This window comes from Amycolatopsis ruanii, from assembly GCF_003385175.1.
Taxonomy (GTDB): Bacteria; Actinomycetota; Actinomycetes; order Mycobacteriales; family Pseudonocardiaceae; genus Amycolatopsis_E; species Amycolatopsis_E thermalba.
Window position 1 is genome coordinate 1 of record NZ_PQHY01000072.1, and the last position, 17590, is coordinate 17590.

The window sequence follows — 17590 nt, forward strand, 5'->3', positions numbered from 1 at the left end:
CGACCCGACACCGGCGGCAGCAGCGGCTCGATCCACGCCCACGCCCGATCCGTCACCTCACCCCGACCCACCACAACCCAAGATCAAACCAGAACCGCAGCTAGATCAATTACAGGACAGGACCTAGTCGGTCAACTTGCGTTGCCGGGCGGCGGTTTGCTGGGCTGCCGCGCGGGCAGGCGAGTGCCGGGCCACTGCCGTTGCCGGGCGCCGGTTTGCAGGGCTGCCGCGCGGCCTGTGGCGAGGTCGGTTCCGTTGCGTTGCCGGCCGGCGGTTCGGGTGCGTATCTTCCTGGTGCCGTCCCGTTCCTAGATCATCTGTGCTTCACTTCCCGTGACCATCCGGGCACGAAGAAGGGAACTCCTGGGGTGACGACCTGGCGCGATCTCGCGACGTTCATCCGGCAGCAGTACAAGGTGATCCGGGACGAACCGGACGAACTGCGCATCCGGGTGCGTTTCCAATCCGATCCCGAGGAGGAAGAGCGCACCCAGATCGTCGTCATCGCCCGGGAGGTTCTCGATCGGCGGGACGAGTGGATCCAGATCGCGACCCCGTTCGCGCGGGTGGACGAAGTGGACGTGGTCGGGGTCCTCGCCGAGGTGGGGCACACCACCGTCGTGGGCGGGGTGGTCGTCATGGGCGAGTACCTGGTGCTCCGGCACTCACTCCCGCTGGCGAACCTCGACATCAACGAGTTCGTCGACCCGCTCGCGCTGGTCACCAGCTCCGCCGAGCTGCTCGAGGAACAACTCACCGGGCGCGACGACTACTGAAATCCGGTTGCTCCGGGACCTTTCGCGGGTAACCCTGTGGATCCACTCCAGCGAAAGGATCTTCGGATGTTCACCGCCGTCGAGGGCGCCCGCGTGCCGATCCGCATGTGGGCCGACCCGGCGACCGTCGAGGACGCCGCGATGCGTCAGCTGCACAACGTCGCCAACCTGCCGTGGGTGCACGGTCTGGCCGTCATGCCGGACGTGCACTACGGCAAGGGCGCGACGGTCGGCAGCGTGATCGCCATGCGGGACGCGGTCTCCCCCGCCGCGGTGGGCGTGGACATCGGCTGCGGCATGAGCGCGGTCCGCACCTCGCTGACCGCCGACCACCCGCCCGACGACCTCGGCCGGCTGCGGCGCCGCATCGAGGACGCCGTTCCGGTCGGCTTCGCCATGCACCGCACCCCGGTCGACCCCGCGCACGTGCCCGGCACCGGCGGCTGGAACGAGTTCTGGCAGGCGTTCGGGCACCTGCACACCGGCGTGCAGAACCTGCGCGACCGGGCGCGGGCGCAGATCGGCAGCCTCGGCGGCGGCAACCACTTCATCGAGGTCTGCCTCGAGCAGGGCGGCCCGGACGCCGGCCGCGTGTGGCTGATGCTGCACTCGGGCTCGCGCGGGATCGGCAACGAGCTGGCCAAGCGGCACATCGACATCGCCCGCAAGCTGCCGCACAACGCGGACCTGCCCGACCGCGACCTGGCCGTGTTCGTCGCCGGCACCCCGGAGATGGAGGCGTACCGGCGCGACCTGTTCTGGGCGCAGGAGTACGCGGCCCGCAACCGCGCCACCATGGTCGCGCTCGTGCAGCAGGCGGTGGCCGACACGGTGCCCGGCGTGCGGTTCGACGAGCCGATCTCGTGCCACCACAACTACGTCGCCGAGGAGACCTACGACGGCGTGGACGTGCTGGTCACCCGCAAGGGCGCGATCCGCGCCGGCTCGGGTGACCTCGGGATCATCCCGGGCAGCATGGGCACCGGCTCCTACATCGTGCGCGGCCTCGGCAACGAGACCTCGTTCCACTCGGCGTCGCACGGCGCCGGGCGGCGCATGTCGCGGACCAAGGCCCGCAAGACGTTCACCGCGGCCGACCTCGCCGCCCAGACCAGCGGCGTGGAGTGCCGCAAGGACGAGGGCGTGGTCGACGAGATCCCGGCCGCCTACAAGGACATCGACTCGGTGATCCGGGCGCAGACCGACCTGGTGGAAGTCGTCGCGCACCTCAAGCAGGTGGTGTGCGTCAAGGGGTAGGCAGCGGCTTCGGCGGGTAGCTGCGCAACACGAGCGACGTGGTGACCGGCCCGAAGCGGGCCAGCGAGTCCACGACCTGCTCGAGCCGTTCGGCGTGCGTGCAGTGCACGTCGAACAGCAGGCAGTCCTCGCCGGTCACCCGGACCGTCGAGACGACGTCGGGAATCCGCTCGGCGAGGGCGAGCGCCTTCGCCAGCCGGGCGTGCGTGGTGCGCAACCGGACGACGGCGTGGATGTTCAACCCGACCGCGGCCGGGTCGACGACGGCGCGGTAGCCGAGGATGACGCCGCTCTTCTCCAGGCGCTGGATGCGCGCGGCGGCCGCCGGCTGGGACAGCCCCACCCGGCGGCCCACCTCGGCGCCGCTGAGCCGGCCGTCGGCCTGCAGCAACTCCAGGATCGCGCGGTCGATCTCGTCGAGTGATTCCATCGTTGTCGCCGCCACTTCCCTTGAGATCGCTTGCCACGCCCGTCACGCACAGCTGGTCCATTCACAATCCCCTCGGGCAGCGCCCGCGAGGGGCGGGCGCCACGAATGGAAGTGGCGGTGGACGTTGGTCGCGTACGTCATCATCCCCGGCATCGACGGATCGGACGAGAAGCACTGGCAGACCGCGTGGGAGGCGCGGTGGGGCGCCTCGGCCGTCCGGATCGCCCCGGCCTCCTGGGCCGAGCCGGACCTCGCGGACTGGGTGGCCGCAATCGGGGCCGCCCATACGGCCGCGGTGCGCCGCGACGACCGGGTTGTGCTGGTGGCGCACAGTCTCGGCTGCTGGGCGGCCGCCGAGTGGCTGGTCTCGGCACCACCGCACGGCGTCGCCGCCTTCCTGGTCGCACCACCGGATCCGCGGGGACCGGCGTTCCCCCGCCAGGCCGCGCCGGCGTTCGCAGACCTGCGGGCCCGGCCACTGCCCTGCCCCGGCCTGGTCGTCGCGAGCGACGACGACCCCTACTGCGACCCGGCGGCGTCCGCCGCGCTCGCCGACGCGTGGCGGGTCCCCCGGCGCGTACTCGCCGGGCACGGCCACCTCAACTCCGGCAGCGGCCTCGGCGAGTGGACGGCCGGCCTGGACCTCCTCGCCGAGGTCGCCGGCTGAGCTACCACTGCCGTCCCACGCGGACGGCGGCCAGTTCCGGCACCGACAGGTGCAGCACCTCGTACCGCTCGGTGGCCTCGCCGTCATCCTCGCCGAGGATGAACCGCGCCAGCTGCCAGTGGTGCGGGTCCAGCGCGAGCGCCACGCTGTGCACGCCGGACTCACGAGCGATCACGGACGCCCCGGCGAGTGCCTCTTCTACAGCGCTCGCCGGGTCGCCGTCCGGGATCGGCGTGATGAGACGGGAAGCCCGCCGCGGGACCGCGTCGAACACCGGGCCGCGCTCGAACGCCAGGCCCGTCCAGTGCCGCACCACCGGGCGGCCGAAATCCCGCACGATGTTGTGGAAACCGCCGCCACCGGCCAGGAACTCCGCCATCCGGCCGGTGTCGCGCCACAGGTAGAACGGCGCGTACTGGTTCGGGCTCTCCCGGACGAGGTACGCCTTCAGGCCGAGCCCCGCGCGGTCGTCCAGCGCGTGCCCGCGGTCGGCCACCCGCTTGCGGATGATGCCCATGTCGTAGTCGGCCGGCAGGCTGATCTCGTACTGCGTGGCGTACACCCGCGCGAGTGTACCTACTGGTATGTACGGAGCACGTAGCCGGTGTACTGGTACTCCGCGCCGTGCTCGCGCCGCATGGCGATCTCCCGCCGCGCCGCGGCGACCGCCTCGGCCATCGCCGGGTCACTGGTGTCGGCGGCGTCGGCGCGGGCTTCCAGGTGGTCGTAGAACTCGTCGAACCAGTCGCTGTCCGGCTGCGGCAGCACCGCGTCCACCCGGTAGCCGGCCGCTTCCGCCGCGGCGGTGTTCTGCGCGGTCGTCCGCAGTGGATACTGCGCGTCCCAGAACTCCCGGACCGCCGCGGACGGCTCGCCGGTGGACCATTCGCATTCGGTGAGCACGAGCGTGCCGCCCGGCTTGAGCAGCCGCTTCCACGTGCGCAGCGCGGTGTCGAACCCGAGGACGAACACCGCGCTCTCGGCCCACAGGAGGTCGAACGTGCCGTCCGGGAACGGCGGCTCGGCCATCGAGGCGTTGACGGTCTCCACGTCGAGCCCCTCGGCCGCCCGGTCGCGGGCGTCGAGGAACGGCTGGTGGGTGTCGAGGCCGGTCACCCGGGCACCGGCCTTCGCCAGCAGCAGCGCGGACCGGCCGGGGCCGCACCCGAGGTCGAGCACGCGGGGCCGCTCGGGCAGCGGCGCGGCGAGTTCGAGGAGGCGGAGGGTGGTGGCGTCCGACCCCGGCCCCTGCCGCGGCAGGCCGTGGAACAACGCGAAGAACGCTTCGGTCACGTGCGGCAGCCTCACGTCCGCCGCGGGGTGGCGCAACCGGATTTCACCCGGCCAGGTCGACCTCGGCGACGAGCACACCGTGGTGGTCCTGCAGATCGACGCACCAGGTGCGGGCGAGGCAGTCGAGGATGTGCAGCGGGAGCCGCAGCGCCGCGTGACCGGGCAGGGTGCCGCAGCGCAGCTCGCGGATCTCGGCCCGCAGGCTCACGCCCTCGGCGTACCGCAACCGGACGGTGAACGGCGGGTGGGCGTGGCGGCAGGCGAGACTGGCGAGGGTGTCGGCGACGACGAGCGCCCGCGCGACCGCTTCCTCGTCCTCCCCGCCCAGAAGCTCGCGGAGGTGCCGCCGGAGCCCGGCGAGGTGGGGCGCGCCCAGCAGGGGCACGCCGCTGGTTCTGTCGCAGATCTGGGCTGAATCCGGCAAGACGGTCCTCCGCTGTTCGTTCAACGGGCATGGAGCGTCGTTGTACCCCGATCAAGAGAACGCGAAACCTGCTCGTCGTCAGCGGAGCAGATCCGGTGCCGCGTCGGCGATCCGCTGCCGCATCGGGCGCTCACGCAAGGCCTCGATCGCCTCGTCGACCAGCCGGCTGAGCGGGTAGGCGAGCCCGGCTTCGAAATCCTTCGCCGCCGCGGAGGTCGCCGCCCACTCCGCGTCCAGCACCGGCAGCAGGTCCGCCGCCTTGGGCGTCAGGTGGACGATGCGGTGACGGGCGTCCGCACCCGGGCTCAGCGTCACCAGCTCCGCCTTCACCATCTGCGCGACCGTCTGGCTCGCCGCCGAATGGGTGACGCCGATGGCGGCGGCCAGGTCCCGGATCGGCTGCGGGCCGGCGGCCAGCGTCCGGATGACGGGCGCGAACCGCGGCCGGAACCAGTCCAGCCCGAGGTCGGCGTAGATGGCGGCGACGTCGCCGTCCAGCAGCTCCAGCAGGTGCCGCAGCCGGGTGGCGAGCAGTTCGGAGCCGGGAATTGTCACAGCGCTAATATAACAGCACTGTTGCATCTGGAGGGATCATGACCCAGCTCCACCCCGTCGCCGAACCCCACACCGAAGGCATGCTGGACGTCGGCGACGGCAACCGAATCCACTGGGCCGAGTGCGGCAACCCGGCCGGCAAGCCCGCCGTGTTCGTCCACGGCGGCCCCGGCTCCGGCGGCTGGACCAGCTCACGCGGCTTCTTCGACCCCGAGCGCTACCGGATCATCCTGTTCGACCAGCGCAACTGCGGCCGCAGCACCCCGCACGCGAGCGATCCGGCGACCGACCTGACCCACAACACGACCGAGCACCTGATCGCGGACATGGAACGGCTGCGCGAGCACCTGGACGTCGAGCAGTGGCTGCTCTTCGGCGGCTCGTGGGGTTCGACGCTGCAACTCGCCTACGCCGAGCGGCACCCGGAGCGGGTCAGCGAGATCGTGATCGCCGGGGTCACCACCACCCGCCGGCGCGAGATCGACTGGCTGTACAACGGGGTGGGCCGGTTCTTCCCGGCGGAGCTGGAGCGGTTCCGGGCCGGCGCCGGCGACGTCGAGGGCGACACCTTCGACATCCTCGCCGCCTACGCGCGCCTGCTGGCGGATCCGGATCCCGAGGTGCGGAACAAGGCCGCGCGGGACTGGAGCACGTGGGAGGACGCCGCGGTCTCGCTGGAACCCAACGGCGTGCCCAACTCCTACAGCGACCGGCCGTCCCGCGACCTGCTCGCGATGACCCGGATCTGCGCGCACTACTTCTCCAACGCCGCCTGGCTGGAGGAGGGCGTGCTGATCCGCGAGGCCCACCGGCTCAAGGGCATTCCAGGCAAGCTCATCCACGGCCGGTTCGACATCAGCAGCCCGGTGGAGACCGCGTGGGAGCTGACCCGGGTGTGGCCGGACGCCGAACTGATCGTGATCGACGACTCCGGCCACACCGGCAGCGACGCGATGCGTGCGGCGTGGCGCGCCGCACTGGACGAGTTCGCGGTCAGGCCAGCTCGGGGATGACCTTGTTCGTGAACAGCTCCACCGACGCGCGGTCGTAGGCGATGTCGGCGAAGTAGGTGATCGCGTAGGTCATGCCCAGGCCGCGCAGCTCGGTGAGCCGCTCGGCGATCTGCTCGGGGGTGCCGACCAGCGGACCGTTCGCGAACGAGTTCACGGTGCTCTCGAGCAGGTCGGCGGACAGGTGCGGCTCGAAGTGCGCGCGGATCCACGCGAGGCGGTCGGCCACGTCCTTCTCGGTCTCGCCGATGACGACGTGGTAGTTGGCCGAGCGGACGATGGCGTCGAAGTCGGTGCCCACGTCAGCGCAGTGCGCGGCGAGGACCTCGGACTTGTGCTTGAAGTCCTCGGCGCCCCCGGCGAAGTTGGTGTACTGGGCGTACCGGGCGGCGATCCGCAGCGTCTTCTTCTCGCCACCGCCGGCGATCCACAGCGGGATCCCGCCGTCCTGCAGCGGCAGCGGGTACGACAGGGCGCCGTCGACCTGGTAGTACTTGCCGTCCAGGGTCGCCGTGCCCTCGGCCCACAGCTGCCGCATGATCTGCACGCCCTCGTCGAGCATGCCGAGCCGCTGACCGGCGGGCGGGAAGCCGTAGCCGTAGGCCCGCCACTCGTGCTCGTACCAGCCGGCGCCGATGCCCATCTCGACGCGGCCGCCCGAGATGACGTCCGTGGTCGCCGCGACCTTGGCCAGGTAGGCCGGGTTGCGGTAGCTCATGCAGGTGCACATCTGGCCCAGCCGGACGCGGCTCGTGGTCGCGCCGAGCGCCGCCATCAGCGACCACGCCTCGTGCGTGGCCTCGGCCAGCGGGGCCGGGACGGTGTGGAAGTGGTCGTACACCCACACCGACTCGTACGGCCCGTTCTCGGCGTAGCGGGCGATGTCGAGCATGGTCTCCCACTGGCGGGCGGGCTCGATACCGGTCAGGTCCAGCCGCCAGCCTTGGGGAACGAAGAGTCCGAAGCGCATGCGGCCAGCGTAGCCGGGGTGCGGGTGACCACCGGCGGACGCCTGCGTGTCCTGTTTGGACGTTTTGACGGCTTCCTCAGCGGCTGATGCGGCCCGGCATCGGCTGCGGCTTGCTCGGCGGCGGCTGCGGGCTCGGTGGCCGGCGCTGCCACGGCCGTGAACTGGTCTTGCGCACCTGACCCCCCGGGACGGTCTCGACGACATTCGCTGGCGAAGACTAACCACACCCCGGGTGTGACTCACGCAGTGCACCCTCGTTCTGCGACGAGAGTTACCGGAGAGACTGGTGTTACCGCTGGTGTGATCCTTTTTGCATGGTTCGCGCCGGTCCGGAAGATCACGGCAGGCGCCCGGTCCGGGCGTCGAGGACGTCCGATTTCGTCACATCGGCCTGAGCGGGGTCAGGCCATGGGCCCGTCACCGACGGAGCGGGCACGACCGGGTCAATCCACAGTGGACCCGGCCGGCTCCCACAGGCCCGCGGCGCGGCCGGCCGCCACGTGCTCGGCGTACGCCGTCACCTTGTGCCGGATCACCGCGAGGCTCTCCTGCAGCTCCGCGATCCGCTCCCGCACCCGCTCCTCGTGCTCCCGCAGCAGCGCCAGCCGCTCGGGTTCGTTGCCCGGGCCCTGCCGCACCAGGGCCGCGAACCGGCGGATCGCCTCGAGCGGCATGCCCGACGCGCGAAACCGCGTGCAGTACTCCAGCCACTCGACGTCCGCCTCGCGGTAGACGCGGCGGCCGCTCGCGTCGCGGGAGACCGGGCTCGCCAGCAGGCCCTCCCGCTCGTACAGCCGCAGCGTGTGCACACTCAGCCCGGTGCGCCGCGCGACCTCGCCGATGCTCAAGTCCACCGGCCCAGCGTAACTTGACCTAGACGCCGGTCGAGCTCCTAGCGTCACGGCCATGATCCAGAAACCCCTCGGCACCGGCTTCGGTGCCCGCACCACCGCCGACGAGGTCCTCGCCGGGGTGGACCTCACCGGCAAGCTCGCCATCGTCACCGGCGGCTACTCCGGCATCGGCCTGGCCACCACCCGCGCGCTCACCCGCGCGGGCGCCCACGTCGTCGTTCCCGCCCGCCGCCCGGCGGCCGCGCGCGAAGCGGCCGAAGTGGACGAACTCGATCTCGCCGACCTCGGCAGCGTCCACCGGTTCGCGGAGAGGTTCCTCGCCTCCGGCCGCGCCATCGACATCCTCATCGCCGGCGCCGGCATCATGGCCGCCCCGGAAACCCGCGTCGGGCCGGGCTGGGAGTCGCACTTCGCGGTCAACCACCTCGGCCACTTCGCGCTGGTCAACCTCCTCTGGCCGGCCATCGCCCCGGGCGCGCGCGTGGTGGTGGTGTCCTCGGCCGGGCACCAGCTGTCCGGAATCCGGTGGGACGACGTCCACTTCGACGGCGGCTACGACCGCTGGCTCGCCTACGCCCAGTCGAAAACGGCCAACGCGCTCTTCGCGCGGCAGCTGGACGTCCTCGGCCGCGAGCGCGCCCGCGCGTTCTCCCTGCACCCCGGCGCGATCCTCACGCCACTGCAGCGGCACCTCGACACCGCGGACATGTTGGCCGCCGGCTGGATCGACGAGCACGGCAACCCCGCCGACCCCAGCTTCAAGACCCCGGAGCAGGGCGCGGCCACCCAGGTCTGGGCCGCCACCTCACCCCAGCTCGACGGCCTCGGCGGCCTCTACTGCGAGGACTGCGACATCGCCGAACCCACCGAAAGCACGGAGATGATCGCGGGCGTGCGCGACTACGCCGTGGACCCCGCCCAGGCCGAGCGGCTCTGGGCACTGTCCGCGGAGCTGACCGGCGTCACGGCGTTCTGAGCGACGCCAGCTCCCGCGCGAGGTTCACCTTGGCCGCGGCCTCCCACCGCAACCGCGCGGCCGCCGTGGCGTACAGCGGCTCCCGCGCCAGCAGGTCCGCGAGCACGGCCGACCGCCCGGCGCGCCACAACTCGGTCGAGATCGGGGCGTACTCGGCGCGCACCGCGGTGCGGTAGCGGTCGTAGGTGGCTTCGCCGGCGCCGAGGATCGCCAGGTCGGCGTCGAGCAGCGCCTGCGCGGTCAGGTCGCCGTCCGGAGCCGCGTGCGTCAGCGTGGCCAGCACCAGCTCCTCGACCCGCGACACGTGGCCGGCGGACACCCCGGCCCGGCGCAGCCACGAGACCGCCCACTCGGCGCTGCGCCGTTCGTCCTCACCGGGCCGCCCGTCGTACACGACGTCGTGTGCGGCGGCCAGGGTGAGCACCGCGCGCTCCTCCGGCGGCAACCGCAGCTCCGCCGCGAGCGCCGCCGAATCCCGCAGCACCGCGAGCACGTGCGCCGTGTCGTGGTAGCGGCGATGCGGCTCCGCGTACCGGGCGGCCAGGTCCGCCGCCGCGTCCGCCGCCACCTCGCCGTCGCCACCGAGCGCCCGTACCGCGCTCACCCACTCCGTCCGCACGTACCCATCATCGCGCGGGACGGATGTTCTGGTTGACGTGGAAGACGTTCTCCGGGTCGTACTGGGCCTTGATCCGCGCCAGCCGGTCGTAGTTGCCGCGGTAGGACGCCCGCACGCGCTCCTGGCCCTCGTCGTCCATCATGAAGTTGACGTACGCCCCGCCGGCCGACGTCGGGTGCAGATCGGACCAGTAGTCCTTGGCCCAGCGGGTCATCTCGGCCACGTCCGACGGCTCCGGCGACACCCCGACGATCACCCCGGCCCACCCGCCGTCGCGGTAGCCGAACGCCGTCGACTCGGCCCGGACGCGCGCCGCGGCGCCGTCGATCGGGTACAGGTGCATCGTGGAGAACGGCGTCGGCAGCATCTGCCCGTACCGGACGTGCACGTCGATCGCCTCGTCGGTGATCTCCGAGAAGAAATCGGCCTTCCAGTACCACCGCAGCCCGGGCGGGTACAGCGCGTCGAAGGCGGTCTGCAGGACGTTGTGCGGCATCTCCTGCAGGCCCACCACCAGCGGCGAACCGTGGGTCTTCACCGGCTCCAGCACCTCGTCCGCGCGGTCGTGCGACCCGGTGTAGCACCAGACGATGCCGCACGCCTTGCGTCCCCACAGCTCCTCCGGGAACGGCGGCGCCGGCGGGATGGTCAGCAGCCCGAGCCAGCCGGACAGCTCCTCCGGCAGCGACGGCAGCAGCTCGCGGTACCAGCGCATCACGTCCGCGGTGTCGGCCAGGTCGTAGAGCACCGGCCCGCCGATGATGACGCCGCGCTCGCCGATGTCGTGCGCGCGGAACGTGAACGACGTGACCACGCCGAAGTTCCCGCCACCGCCGCGCAGCGCCCAGAACAGGTCCGGGTGGGAGGTCTCGTTCGCGGTCACGAGCGTGCCGTCGGCCAGCACCACGTCGGCCGAGAGCAGGTTGTCCACGGTGAGCCCGAACTTCCGGGACAGGTATCCGACCCCACCGCCGAGCGTCAGCCCCGCGACCCCGGTCGAGCCGAGGAACCCGCACGGCACGGCCATGCCGAACGGGACCGTGGCGTGGTCGACGTCGGCCCACGTGCACCCCGCGTCGGCGCGGACGGTGTGGTGCTCGGGGTCGACGGTGGTGCTGTGCAGCAACGCGAAGTCGATCACCAGGGCGTCGTCGGCGACGCCGAGGCCGCCCGCGTTGTGGCCCCCGCCGCGGACGGCGATCGTGATGTCGTGCGCCCGCGCGAACTTCACGCACGCGACGACGTCCGCGGTGTCGCGAACCCGGACGACCGCGGCGGGCCTGCGGTCGATCAGGCCGTTGTAGACGGCGCGCGCGGCGTCGTAGTTGGGGTCCTGCGGCAGCACGAGGTCTCCGCGCAGGGCGGCGGCGAGTTCGGAGAACGGCGCGGTGGCGATGGTGGTCATGGCTCCTCCTCGGGTGGGTCGCCACGACGCTAGGGACCGGGCGTTCGCGCAGCGTTCGCCCGCGCGGGCTCACGCCCGGACGCCGAGGTCGTGCTCGCACCGCCGCACCAGCGCGAGACTGCCCTGCGCCTCGGCGAGCCGCACCGCCGAGCGCAGCCGGGAGATCGCGGTGGCCGGGTCGTCGAGGGCGGCGCGCTTGCGCATCACCTCGGGCATCCACCACACGTCGTCGCGGGCCTGCCCGGCGACGATCGCGGCGTCCAGGGTCGCGCGGGCGGCGTCCGGCGCGGACAGGTCGGCCAGCAGCGCGAGCCAGTACGGCATCCGCGCGAACGAGCCCTCCGCGCGCAGGTTGTCGATGCCGCGCCGCGCGACGCCGGGCCGCCCGGTCCGCCAGCCGCCCAGCACCAGGCCCCATTCCCGGTAGTAGGCGAACCCGTATCGGTCGCACAGCTCGCCCAGCTCGCGCACGGTGTCGCCGAGCCGGTCCACCTCACCGCACATCTGGTAGGTGATCCCGGCGTAGGCCAGCGCGACGGCGAGGCTGTACGGGTGCTCGGTGGACCGGGCGAGGTCGACGGCGTCCTGGCAGGCGGCCAGCGCCTCGCCGGTGTGGCCGAGCAGCCAGTGCGGGTGCGCGGCCCACGCGGTGGCGTGCACGTCCGGGCGGGTGCCCACGGTCAGCGACGGGGCCTCCCGGGTCAGTTTCACGGCGAGGTCGAAGTGCCGCAGCGCCTCGGCGGGCCGCCCGAGGCTCGTCGCGGACCCGCCGAACGCGAAGTGCGCCGATCCACGCAGCTCGGAGTCCGGGTCGACGAGGTTCAGCACGGTCGTGGCGACCTGGTAGGCGTCGGCGGTGCGGCCCTGCACGAAGCGCGACGCCCAGAGCCCGACCATCGCGGTGAGCATCGAATCCCGCCGCCCCAGCCGCTTGGCGAGGGCGACCGTGCGTTCCAGGGCCTGCTGCAACTGCGGGGAGGCGTACCCGTGGCGGGCGTTCAGCGGTGCCGCCATCGTCTCCAGGATCGCCAGCTCCTGACGGGCGGACTCGGCGCTGTCCGGGTGCGCGCGCACGATGTCCAGGGCCTGCTGGTGCAGCCGGATCGCCTCGGCGTGGGCGAAGGTGCTGGAGGCGAAGGCCGCGGCGCGCCGGTAGAAACCGACCGCGCGGTCCGGCCGCCCGCCTCGCGCGTACTGCTCGGCGAGGCGGCCGGAGACCGGGTCGGTGTCGCCGGCGTGCAGCAGTTCCAGCGCCTGCGCGACGCGCTGGTGCAGCAGCCACCGGTTGGGCGGGCTGACCAGGTGGTAGGCGGTGTCGCGGAGCAGGTCGTGGCTGAAGTCGTAGCCGCCGCCGATCTCGTGGATGATGCGGCGCCGCCACAGCTCGTCGACGGCCTGGACGACGGTGTCCGGTTCCAGGTCGCTGGCCTCGGTGAGCAGCGCGAGCGTGAAGTCGCGGCCGACCGCGGCGGCGGGCCGGTCGATCTTGCGCGCGGCGGGGCCGGCCTGCTCGATGCGGTTGCGCAGCACGTCGGTGAGATCGCTGCCGGGCAGTGCCTTGCCGCGGACGGCTTCGACGACGTAGAGCGGGAACCCGCCGGTGGTGGCCTGCAGCAGCGCGCGGTCGGCCGGGGTGAGCGGCTGCCCGGAGATCAGTTCGGCCAGCCGGGCGGACTCGGTGACGTCTAGCGGGTTCAGGGGCAGCTCGGTGAGCAGGCCGGTGGCGCGCATGCGGGTGGTCCACTCGCCCAGTTGCGGCCACTCGCCGTCGGTGCGCAGGGTCGCGGCGACGAGGACCGGCGCGTCCGTGGTGAGACCGAGGCAGAACACCAGGAACGCCAGGGTTTCCTGATCGCACCACTGCAGGTTGTCCAGCACCAGCAGCGTCGGGCGGCCGGCGCCGGTGAGCGCCCGCGCGAGCCCTTCGAAGAACCGGTGCCGCTGCCAGGCGTCGACCATCGCGCGGGGGCCGGTGTCCGGCTCGCTCCGGGACCGGCCGGCGGGCACGAGCCGGTCCACCTCGGCGCGCCACACCGGTTCCAGGTTCGCGGTCGCGGCCCGCACCGCCGGCGTGCGCAGCCAGTCCGCGACCGGCGCCAGCGGCAGCCGCCCGGGCGTGCCGAAGCACTGCGAGGTGGCCACGATCGCGCCGTGCGCGCGGGCCGCGGCGGCGAGTTCGGCGACCAGGCGGCTCTTGCCGACCCCGGCGCCGCCGCTCACCAGCACCAGTCCGGGGCGCCCGGCCGCCGCGGTCTGCCAGACGCGCGACAGGACGGCCATCTCCCTGCCGCGCCCGACGAGCCCCGTGGTGCCGGGGCGCGGGCCCGCGGCGGGCCGGTCGTGCTGGCGCCGCAGCGCGCGGCGAGTCGCCTCGTCCGGGACGACGCCGAGTTCGCGTTCCAGAGTGGACGCGCACTGGTGGTAGGTGCTGACGGCGCTGGCCCGGTCACCCATCGCGGCCTGCAGGTCCATCAACGCGCGGTAGCCGTGTTCCTCCAGCGGCCGCAGCTGGATGCGGCGGCGGGCGGCTTCGGCGGCGCCGGGCAGGTCCCCGCGGCTCTTCCGCGCCTCGCACAGCAGATCGCACAGCCGCACGCAGGAGGATTCGAGTTCGGCGCGCGGCTGGATGACCCACTCGTCGGTGGTGCCGGGCAGGAATTCACCGTGGTAGAGCGCGATCGCGGCCGGGGCGTGGTCGAGGACGGCGTGGCCGGACTGGATCGCCGCGCAGGTGAGCTGGAAGTCGCGCACGTCCACGCGGATGGTCGCGCTGTCCCGCCAGCACAGGTCCTTCGGCGTCACCACCAGGCAGTCCTCGCCGAGGGTGTGACGCAGGTGGTGCAGTTCGCGGCGGAGGTTCGTCAGGGCCTGCGGTTCGGACGAGTCGGGCCAGAACAGCTCGGCGATGCGCTGCCGCGGCTGGGGCACGCCCGCGTGGACGACGAGGAACGCGACGAGCGCGACGGTGCGTGGCGAACGTGTCACCACCGAGCCGTCCGCTTCGTCGAGGATCGCCTGCTCTCCCAAGAGGGAGACCCGCAGCATCCAGACAGCCTAGACCGCGGCGGGGACCGGATCGACGACGAAATCCCTAAACCCCTTGCCGGGCCAGTGCGTTGCCGAGAATCCGCGCCCCTTCGGGAAAAGCGCCGGGGTTCGGGCCGGAGTAGTTGAGCCGCAGGTACACCCCGGGCGGCTCCGCGGGGAACCACTCGCTGCCCGGGTTCACCACCACCCCGGCCGCCTCGCAGTCGCGGGCCAGGCGCGGTGCGTCGGTGGCGTCGGGCAGCCGCACCCACAGGTTCAGCCCGCCCTGCGGCACGCCGTCCAGGCGCGCCGTCGGGACGTGTTCCCGCAGCGCCTCGACGAGCAGGTCGCGGCGCGCGGCCAGCTGGCGGCGCAGGCCCCGCAGATGCGTACGCCATCCGGGCTGCGTGACGACGTCGATGTCGACCGCCTGCAGCAGCCCGCTCACGTACATCGACTCGCCCTGCGCGCTGGCCAGGATGCGTTCCCGGGCGGCGCCCCGCGCGACGATCCCGGCCACCCGCACCGCCGGGGACACGCTCTTCGTCAGCGAGCGCAGGTACACCACGTGCCCGCGGTCGTCGCGAGTGGCGAGCGGGACCACCTCCGCCGAGATCCCGAAGTCGTGCGCCCAGTCGTCCTCGATCAGGAACGCGCCGTGCTCGCGGACGACGCCGAGGACCCGGTCCCCCAGCTCCGGCGACCACCGGGCCCCGGTCGGGTTGGCGAAGTTCGGTTGCGCGTAGAACGCCCGCGCCCCGGTCCGGCGGAACGCGCAGTCCAGCTCGTCCGGATCCGGGCCGTGCGGCCCGCTGGGCACCGGCACCACCCGCACCCCGGCGAGCCCGGCGGCGAGGATCGCGCCCCAGTACGTCGGCGATTCCAGCACCAGCGGCGCCCCCGCCCCGACCAGCCCCCGGAACGCCGCGCTGAGCCCGCTCTGGCTCCCGGGGAACACGACCACGTCGCCCGGCGCCGCGCAGCCCAGCTCGGCGGCGAACCACGCCTGCAGCTCCGGCAACCCGGCGACCGGCGGCCGGCTGACCGCGGAACCGCCCCGGGCGGCACGGGTGAACGCGGCCCGCACCAGCCGTTCGGGCAGCAGCTCGCGGTCCGGGTAGCCCGAGTGCAGCGCGATCGCGTCGTTGGGCACCGAGCGCAACGCGGTCGACATCCGCGGCAGGCGGTGCGGCGGCGACCCGAGCGCCGCGGTCTGCCACCCGTAGTCGTTCGCGCGCGGCACCCGCACCGCCCGCACGAACGTCCCCACGCCGGGCCGGCTCTCCACCAGCCCGTGCGCGGTGAGCGTCCGCAACGCCTTCTGGACGGTCACCGGGCTCGCCGCGTACTCGGCGACCAGCGTCCGCGTGGACGGCAGCCGCGCACCCGGCTCGGCGGACGCGATCCACTCGCGGAGCCCGGCGACGATGCGGGAGCTGCTATCGTCAGACATGAGGCAGGATAGTAGCGCTACTCTCGCCGACCGTCCGGTGCTATCCCCCGCGCGGGCCGGTCTCGGCTGGGGTCTGCTCGGGGTCACGGCGTTCTCGTTCACCGTCCCGTTCACCCGGGTCGCCGTCGGCGCCATGTCGCCGCTGTTCATCGGCTGCGGCCGGGCCGTCGTCGCCGACCAGCGCGCCGCCGGCGCGCTCGCGGTCACCCGGCAACGCCTGCCGCGGGGCGTGCAGTGGTTCCGCCTCGCGATCGTCGCCGCGGGCGTGGTCGTCGGGTTCCCCGTGCTGACCTCGTTCGCGCTGACCACCGCCTCGGCCAGCCACAGCGCCGTGGTGATCGCGCTGCTGCCCGCCGCGACCGCGGTGATCGCCGTGCTGCGCGGGCGGGAACGGCCACCGGTCCGGTTCTGGGTCACGGCGGCGGTCGGCGCCGTCGCCGCGGTCGGGTTCGCGTCCCTGCAGGGCGGTTTCGGCCGCCTGCACTGGTCCGACCTGCTCCTGCTCGGGGCGGTGCTCGCGGCCGGGATCGGTTACGCGGAGGGCGGTCTGCTGGCCCGCGAACTCGGCGCGTGGCAGACGATCTCGTGGGCGCTGGTCGCGTCCGCGCCGGTGATGATCGCCCTGACCGGGTTCGCGATGTGGCAGCACCCGCCGTCCGGCACCGCCGTGGACTGGGCCGCGTTCGCCTACCTCGGCGTGGTGAGCATGTTCCTCGGCTTCTTCGCGTGGTACCGGGGACTCGCGATCGGCCCGATGGCGCGGGTGAGCCAGATCCAGCTGGTCCAGCCGGTCCTGACCATCTGCTGGGCGGTGCTGTTCCTGCGGGAGGCGATCACCTGGCCCACCGCGCTCGGCGGCCTCGCGGTGATCGCGTGCGCCGGTCTCGCCGTGCGCACCAGGATGGTCAGGCGAGCGTGACCTCTTCCGGCCGCCGGTCCGGCCGCAGCCCCCGCCACGACGGCGCCCGCAACCGCCCGTCCGAGGTCCACTGCCGGAACTCCACCTCGCCCACCAGTTCCGGCTTCACCCAGTGCGCGTTGCGGGCGTACTCGCGGGGAACCGGGCTGTCGAACGGGCTGGTGCGGCGCGCGAGCGGGCGCAGGCGGGCCTGCAGATCGTCGAGCATGCGGTCGGTGAAGCCGGTGCCGACGTGCCCGGCGAAGCGCAGCCCGGTCTCGTCGTGCAACCCGAGCAGCAGCGCGCCGAACGTGCCCGACCGCCGCCCCTCGCCGGTGGTCCAGCCCGCGATCACCACCTCCTGCGTGCGGGTCAGCGGCGTCTTCACCCAGTCCGGCGACCGGACGCCGGGCTGGTAGGCCGAGCCGAGCCGCTTCGACACCAGCCCCTCCAGGCCGACCTCGCGGGCGGCGCGCAACAGCTCCGCACCCTCCACATCGGACGCCAGGAAATGCCGCCGCACCCGCACCTGCGGCCGGTCGATGCCCAGGCCCAGCAACCGGTCCCGGCGTTCCTCGTACGGCAGGCCGGTGCAGTCCCGCGTGCCTTCGCGGAGCAGGTCGAACGCGAAGAACACGACCGGCACCGAGGACAGCCGCGCGGGTGTCGGCGCGGACAGGTTCATCCGCTGTTGCAGGCGCCCGAAATCCGGCCTGCCGTCCTCGTCCAGCGCGACCACCTCGCCGTCGATCAGCAGCGTGCGGGTGTCCCGGCCGAGCACGGCCAGCTCCGGGTAGGTGGCGGTGACGTCACGCAGCCGCCGCGAGTAGAGCCGGACCTGTCCGCCGGACACCGCGGCCTGGCACCGCACCCCGTCGTACTTCCACTCGAACGCCCAGCCCTCGCTGTCCCGCACGGGTCCGGGAACGGCCAGCATGGGGGCGACGGGCTCGGGCAGCGGCATGTCCCCGATGCT

General features: G+C 73.0%; 18 protein-coding genes. 6 read left to right on the forward strand and 12 right to left on the reverse strand.

Annotated elements, in window-relative coordinates; genetic code table 11:
* Positions 1-368: 368 nt before the first annotated feature.
* Entirely contained in the window at positions 369-776 is a 408-nt protein-coding gene (locus D0D28_RS28510) for a hypothetical protein (RefSeq protein ID WP_094004222.1), read from the forward strand.
* Between the two features lie 66 nt (positions 777-842).
* Positions 843-2033 (forward strand): RtcB family protein, encoded by a 1191-nt coding sequence (locus tag D0D28_RS28515; RefSeq protein ID WP_116113936.1) that lies wholly within the window; start codon positions 843-845, stop codon positions 2031-2033.
* On the opposite strand, the gene D0D28_RS28520 is transcribed toward D0D28_RS28515, so the two are convergent.
* Positions 2023-2463 carry an Lrp/AsnC family transcriptional regulator gene (locus D0D28_RS28520; protein ID WP_116113938.1) on the reverse strand — a complete coding sequence of 147 codons (441 nt, stop codon included), beginning with the start codon at positions 2461-2463 and terminating at the stop codon, positions 2023-2025. The genes D0D28_RS28515 and D0D28_RS28520 overlap by 11 nt on opposite strands.
* Positions 2464-2587: 124 nt before the next feature.
* On the opposite strand from D0D28_RS28520, the gene D0D28_RS28525 reads away from it, so the two are divergent.
* A complete protein-coding gene (locus tag D0D28_RS28525; protein WP_094004219.1) occupies positions 2588-3130 on the forward strand; it encodes an RBBP9/YdeN family alpha/beta hydrolase in 543 nt (180 codons plus the stop codon).
* Between the two features lies 1 nt (position 3131).
* Here D0D28_RS28525 and D0D28_RS28530 read toward each other — a convergent pair whose 3' ends face one another.
* The 4 genes from D0D28_RS28530 to D0D28_RS28545 form a co-directional block, all read right to left on the reverse strand.
* The gene (locus tag D0D28_RS28530; protein ID WP_094004218.1) at positions 3132-3692 is read right to left on the reverse strand and encodes a DUF4865 family protein; all 561 of its coding nucleotides are present in this window, start codon (positions 3690-3692) and stop codon (positions 3132-3134) included.
* A gap of 14 nt (positions 3693-3706) precedes the next feature.
* Positions 3707-4423: a class I SAM-dependent methyltransferase gene (locus D0D28_RS28535; protein ID WP_116113980.1), complete on the reverse strand. Its 717-nt coding sequence runs from the start codon at positions 4421-4423 to the stop codon at positions 3707-3709.
* A gap of 43 nt (positions 4424-4466) precedes the next feature.
* The gene (locus tag D0D28_RS35870) at positions 4467-4847 is read right to left on the reverse strand and encodes a hypothetical protein (RefSeq protein WP_162831222.1); all 381 of its coding nucleotides are present in this window, start codon (positions 4845-4847) and stop codon (positions 4467-4469) included.
* 78 nt (positions 4848-4925) lie between these two features.
* A complete protein-coding gene (locus D0D28_RS28545; protein WP_116113940.1) occupies positions 4926-5402 on the reverse strand; it encodes a MarR family winged helix-turn-helix transcriptional regulator in 477 nt (158 codons plus the stop codon).
* Positions 5403-5440: 38 nt separating this feature from the next.
* Between D0D28_RS28545 and pip the strand changes: the two genes are divergently transcribed.
* A complete protein-coding gene (gene pip / locus D0D28_RS28550) occupies positions 5441-6415 on the forward strand; it encodes a prolyl aminopeptidase (RefSeq protein ID WP_116113943.1) in 975 nt (324 codons plus the stop codon).
* Here pip and D0D28_RS28555 read toward each other — a convergent pair.
* Positions 6396-7382 carry an LLM class F420-dependent oxidoreductase gene (locus D0D28_RS28555; RefSeq protein ID WP_094004214.1) on the reverse strand — a complete coding sequence of 329 codons (987 nt, stop codon included), beginning with the start codon at positions 7380-7382 and terminating at the stop codon, positions 6396-6398. The genes pip and D0D28_RS28555 overlap by 20 nt on opposite strands.
* Positions 7383-7825: 443 nt before the next feature.
* Complete coding sequence (locus tag D0D28_RS28560) at positions 7826-8236, reverse strand: MerR family transcriptional regulator (RefSeq protein ID WP_116113946.1); 411 nt, start codon at positions 8234-8236, stop codon at positions 7826-7828.
* Positions 8237-8288: 52 nt separating this feature from the next.
* On the opposite strand from D0D28_RS28560, the gene D0D28_RS28565 reads away from it, so the two are divergent.
* Positions 8289-9212, forward strand: coding sequence for an SDR family NAD(P)-dependent oxidoreductase (locus tag D0D28_RS28565; protein WP_116113949.1), 924 nt, complete (start codon positions 8289-8291; stop codon positions 9210-9212).
* Here the strand turns inward: D0D28_RS28565 and D0D28_RS28570 are convergent.
* The 4 genes from D0D28_RS28570 to D0D28_RS28585 form a co-directional block, all read right to left on the reverse strand.
* Positions 9199-9831 (reverse strand): HD domain-containing protein, encoded by a 633-nt coding sequence (locus D0D28_RS28570; RefSeq protein ID WP_116113951.1) that lies wholly within the window; start codon positions 9829-9831, stop codon positions 9199-9201. The two genes, D0D28_RS28565 and D0D28_RS28570, sit on opposite strands and share 14 nt — an antisense overlap.
* Before the next feature lie 7 nt (positions 9832-9838).
* Positions 9839-11236 (reverse strand): FAD-binding oxidoreductase, encoded by a 1398-nt coding sequence (locus tag D0D28_RS28575; protein ID WP_094004209.1) that lies wholly within the window; start codon positions 11234-11236, stop codon positions 9839-9841.
* A gap of 69 nt (positions 11237-11305) precedes the next feature.
* Positions 11306-14281 (reverse strand): ATP-binding protein, encoded by a 2976-nt coding sequence (locus tag D0D28_RS28580; RefSeq protein WP_116113954.1) that lies wholly within the window; start codon positions 14279-14281, stop codon positions 11306-11308.
* 46 nt (positions 14282-14327) lie between these two features.
* On the reverse strand, positions 14328-15716 hold the full coding sequence (locus D0D28_RS28585; RefSeq protein WP_116113956.1) for a PLP-dependent aminotransferase family protein: 1389 nt from the start codon (positions 15714-15716) through the stop codon (positions 14328-14330).
* A 37-nt stretch (positions 15717-15753) separates the two neighbouring features.
* On the opposite strand from D0D28_RS28585, the gene D0D28_RS28590 reads away from it, so the two are divergent.
* Complete coding sequence (locus D0D28_RS28590; RefSeq protein WP_116113958.1) at positions 15754-16635, forward strand: DMT family transporter; 882 nt, start codon at positions 15754-15756, stop codon at positions 16633-16635.
* On the opposite strand, the gene ligD is transcribed toward D0D28_RS28590, so the two are convergent.
* Complete coding sequence (ligD, locus tag D0D28_RS28595; protein WP_205413387.1) at positions 16622-17578, reverse strand: non-homologous end-joining DNA ligase; 957 nt, start codon at positions 17576-17578, stop codon at positions 16622-16624. The genes D0D28_RS28590 and ligD overlap by 14 nt on opposite strands.
* Positions 17579-17590: the final 12 nt, after the last annotated feature.

Bases quoted from the DNA above. Each gene is read 5' to 3' on its own strand.
- D0D28_RS28515 (WP_116113936.1), top strand. From the start codon at position 843: ATGTTCACCGCCGTCGAGGGCGCCCGCGTGCCGATCCGCATGTGGGCC.
- D0D28_RS28520 (WP_116113938.1), bottom strand. From the start codon at position 2,463: ATGGAATCACTCGACGAGATCGACCGCGCGATCCTGGAGTTGCTGCAG.
- pip (WP_116113943.1), top strand. From the start codon at position 5,441: ATGACCCAGCTCCACCCCGTCGCCGAACCCCACACCGAAGGCATGCTG.
- D0D28_RS28555 (WP_094004214.1), bottom strand. From the start codon at position 7,382: ATGCGCTTCGGACTCTTCGTTCCCCAAGGCTGGCGGCTGGACCTGACC.
- D0D28_RS28565 (WP_116113949.1), top strand. From the start codon at position 8,289: ATGATCCAGAAACCCCTCGGCACCGGCTTCGGTGCCCGCACCACCGCC.
- D0D28_RS28575 (WP_094004209.1), bottom strand. From the start codon at position 11,236: ATGACCACCATCGCCACCGCGCCGTTCTCCGAACTCGCCGCCGCCCTG.
- D0D28_RS28580 (WP_116113954.1), bottom strand. From the start codon at position 14,281: ATGCTGCGGGTCTCCCTCTTGGGAGAGCAGGCGATCCTCGACGAAGCG.
- D0D28_RS28585 (WP_116113956.1), bottom strand. From the start codon at position 15,716: ATGTCTGACGATAGCAGCTCCCGCATCGTCGCCGGGCTCCGCGAGTGG.
- ligD (WP_205413387.1), bottom strand. From the start codon at position 17,578: ATGCCGCTGCCCGAGCCCGTCGCCCCCATGCTGGCCGTTCCCGGACCC.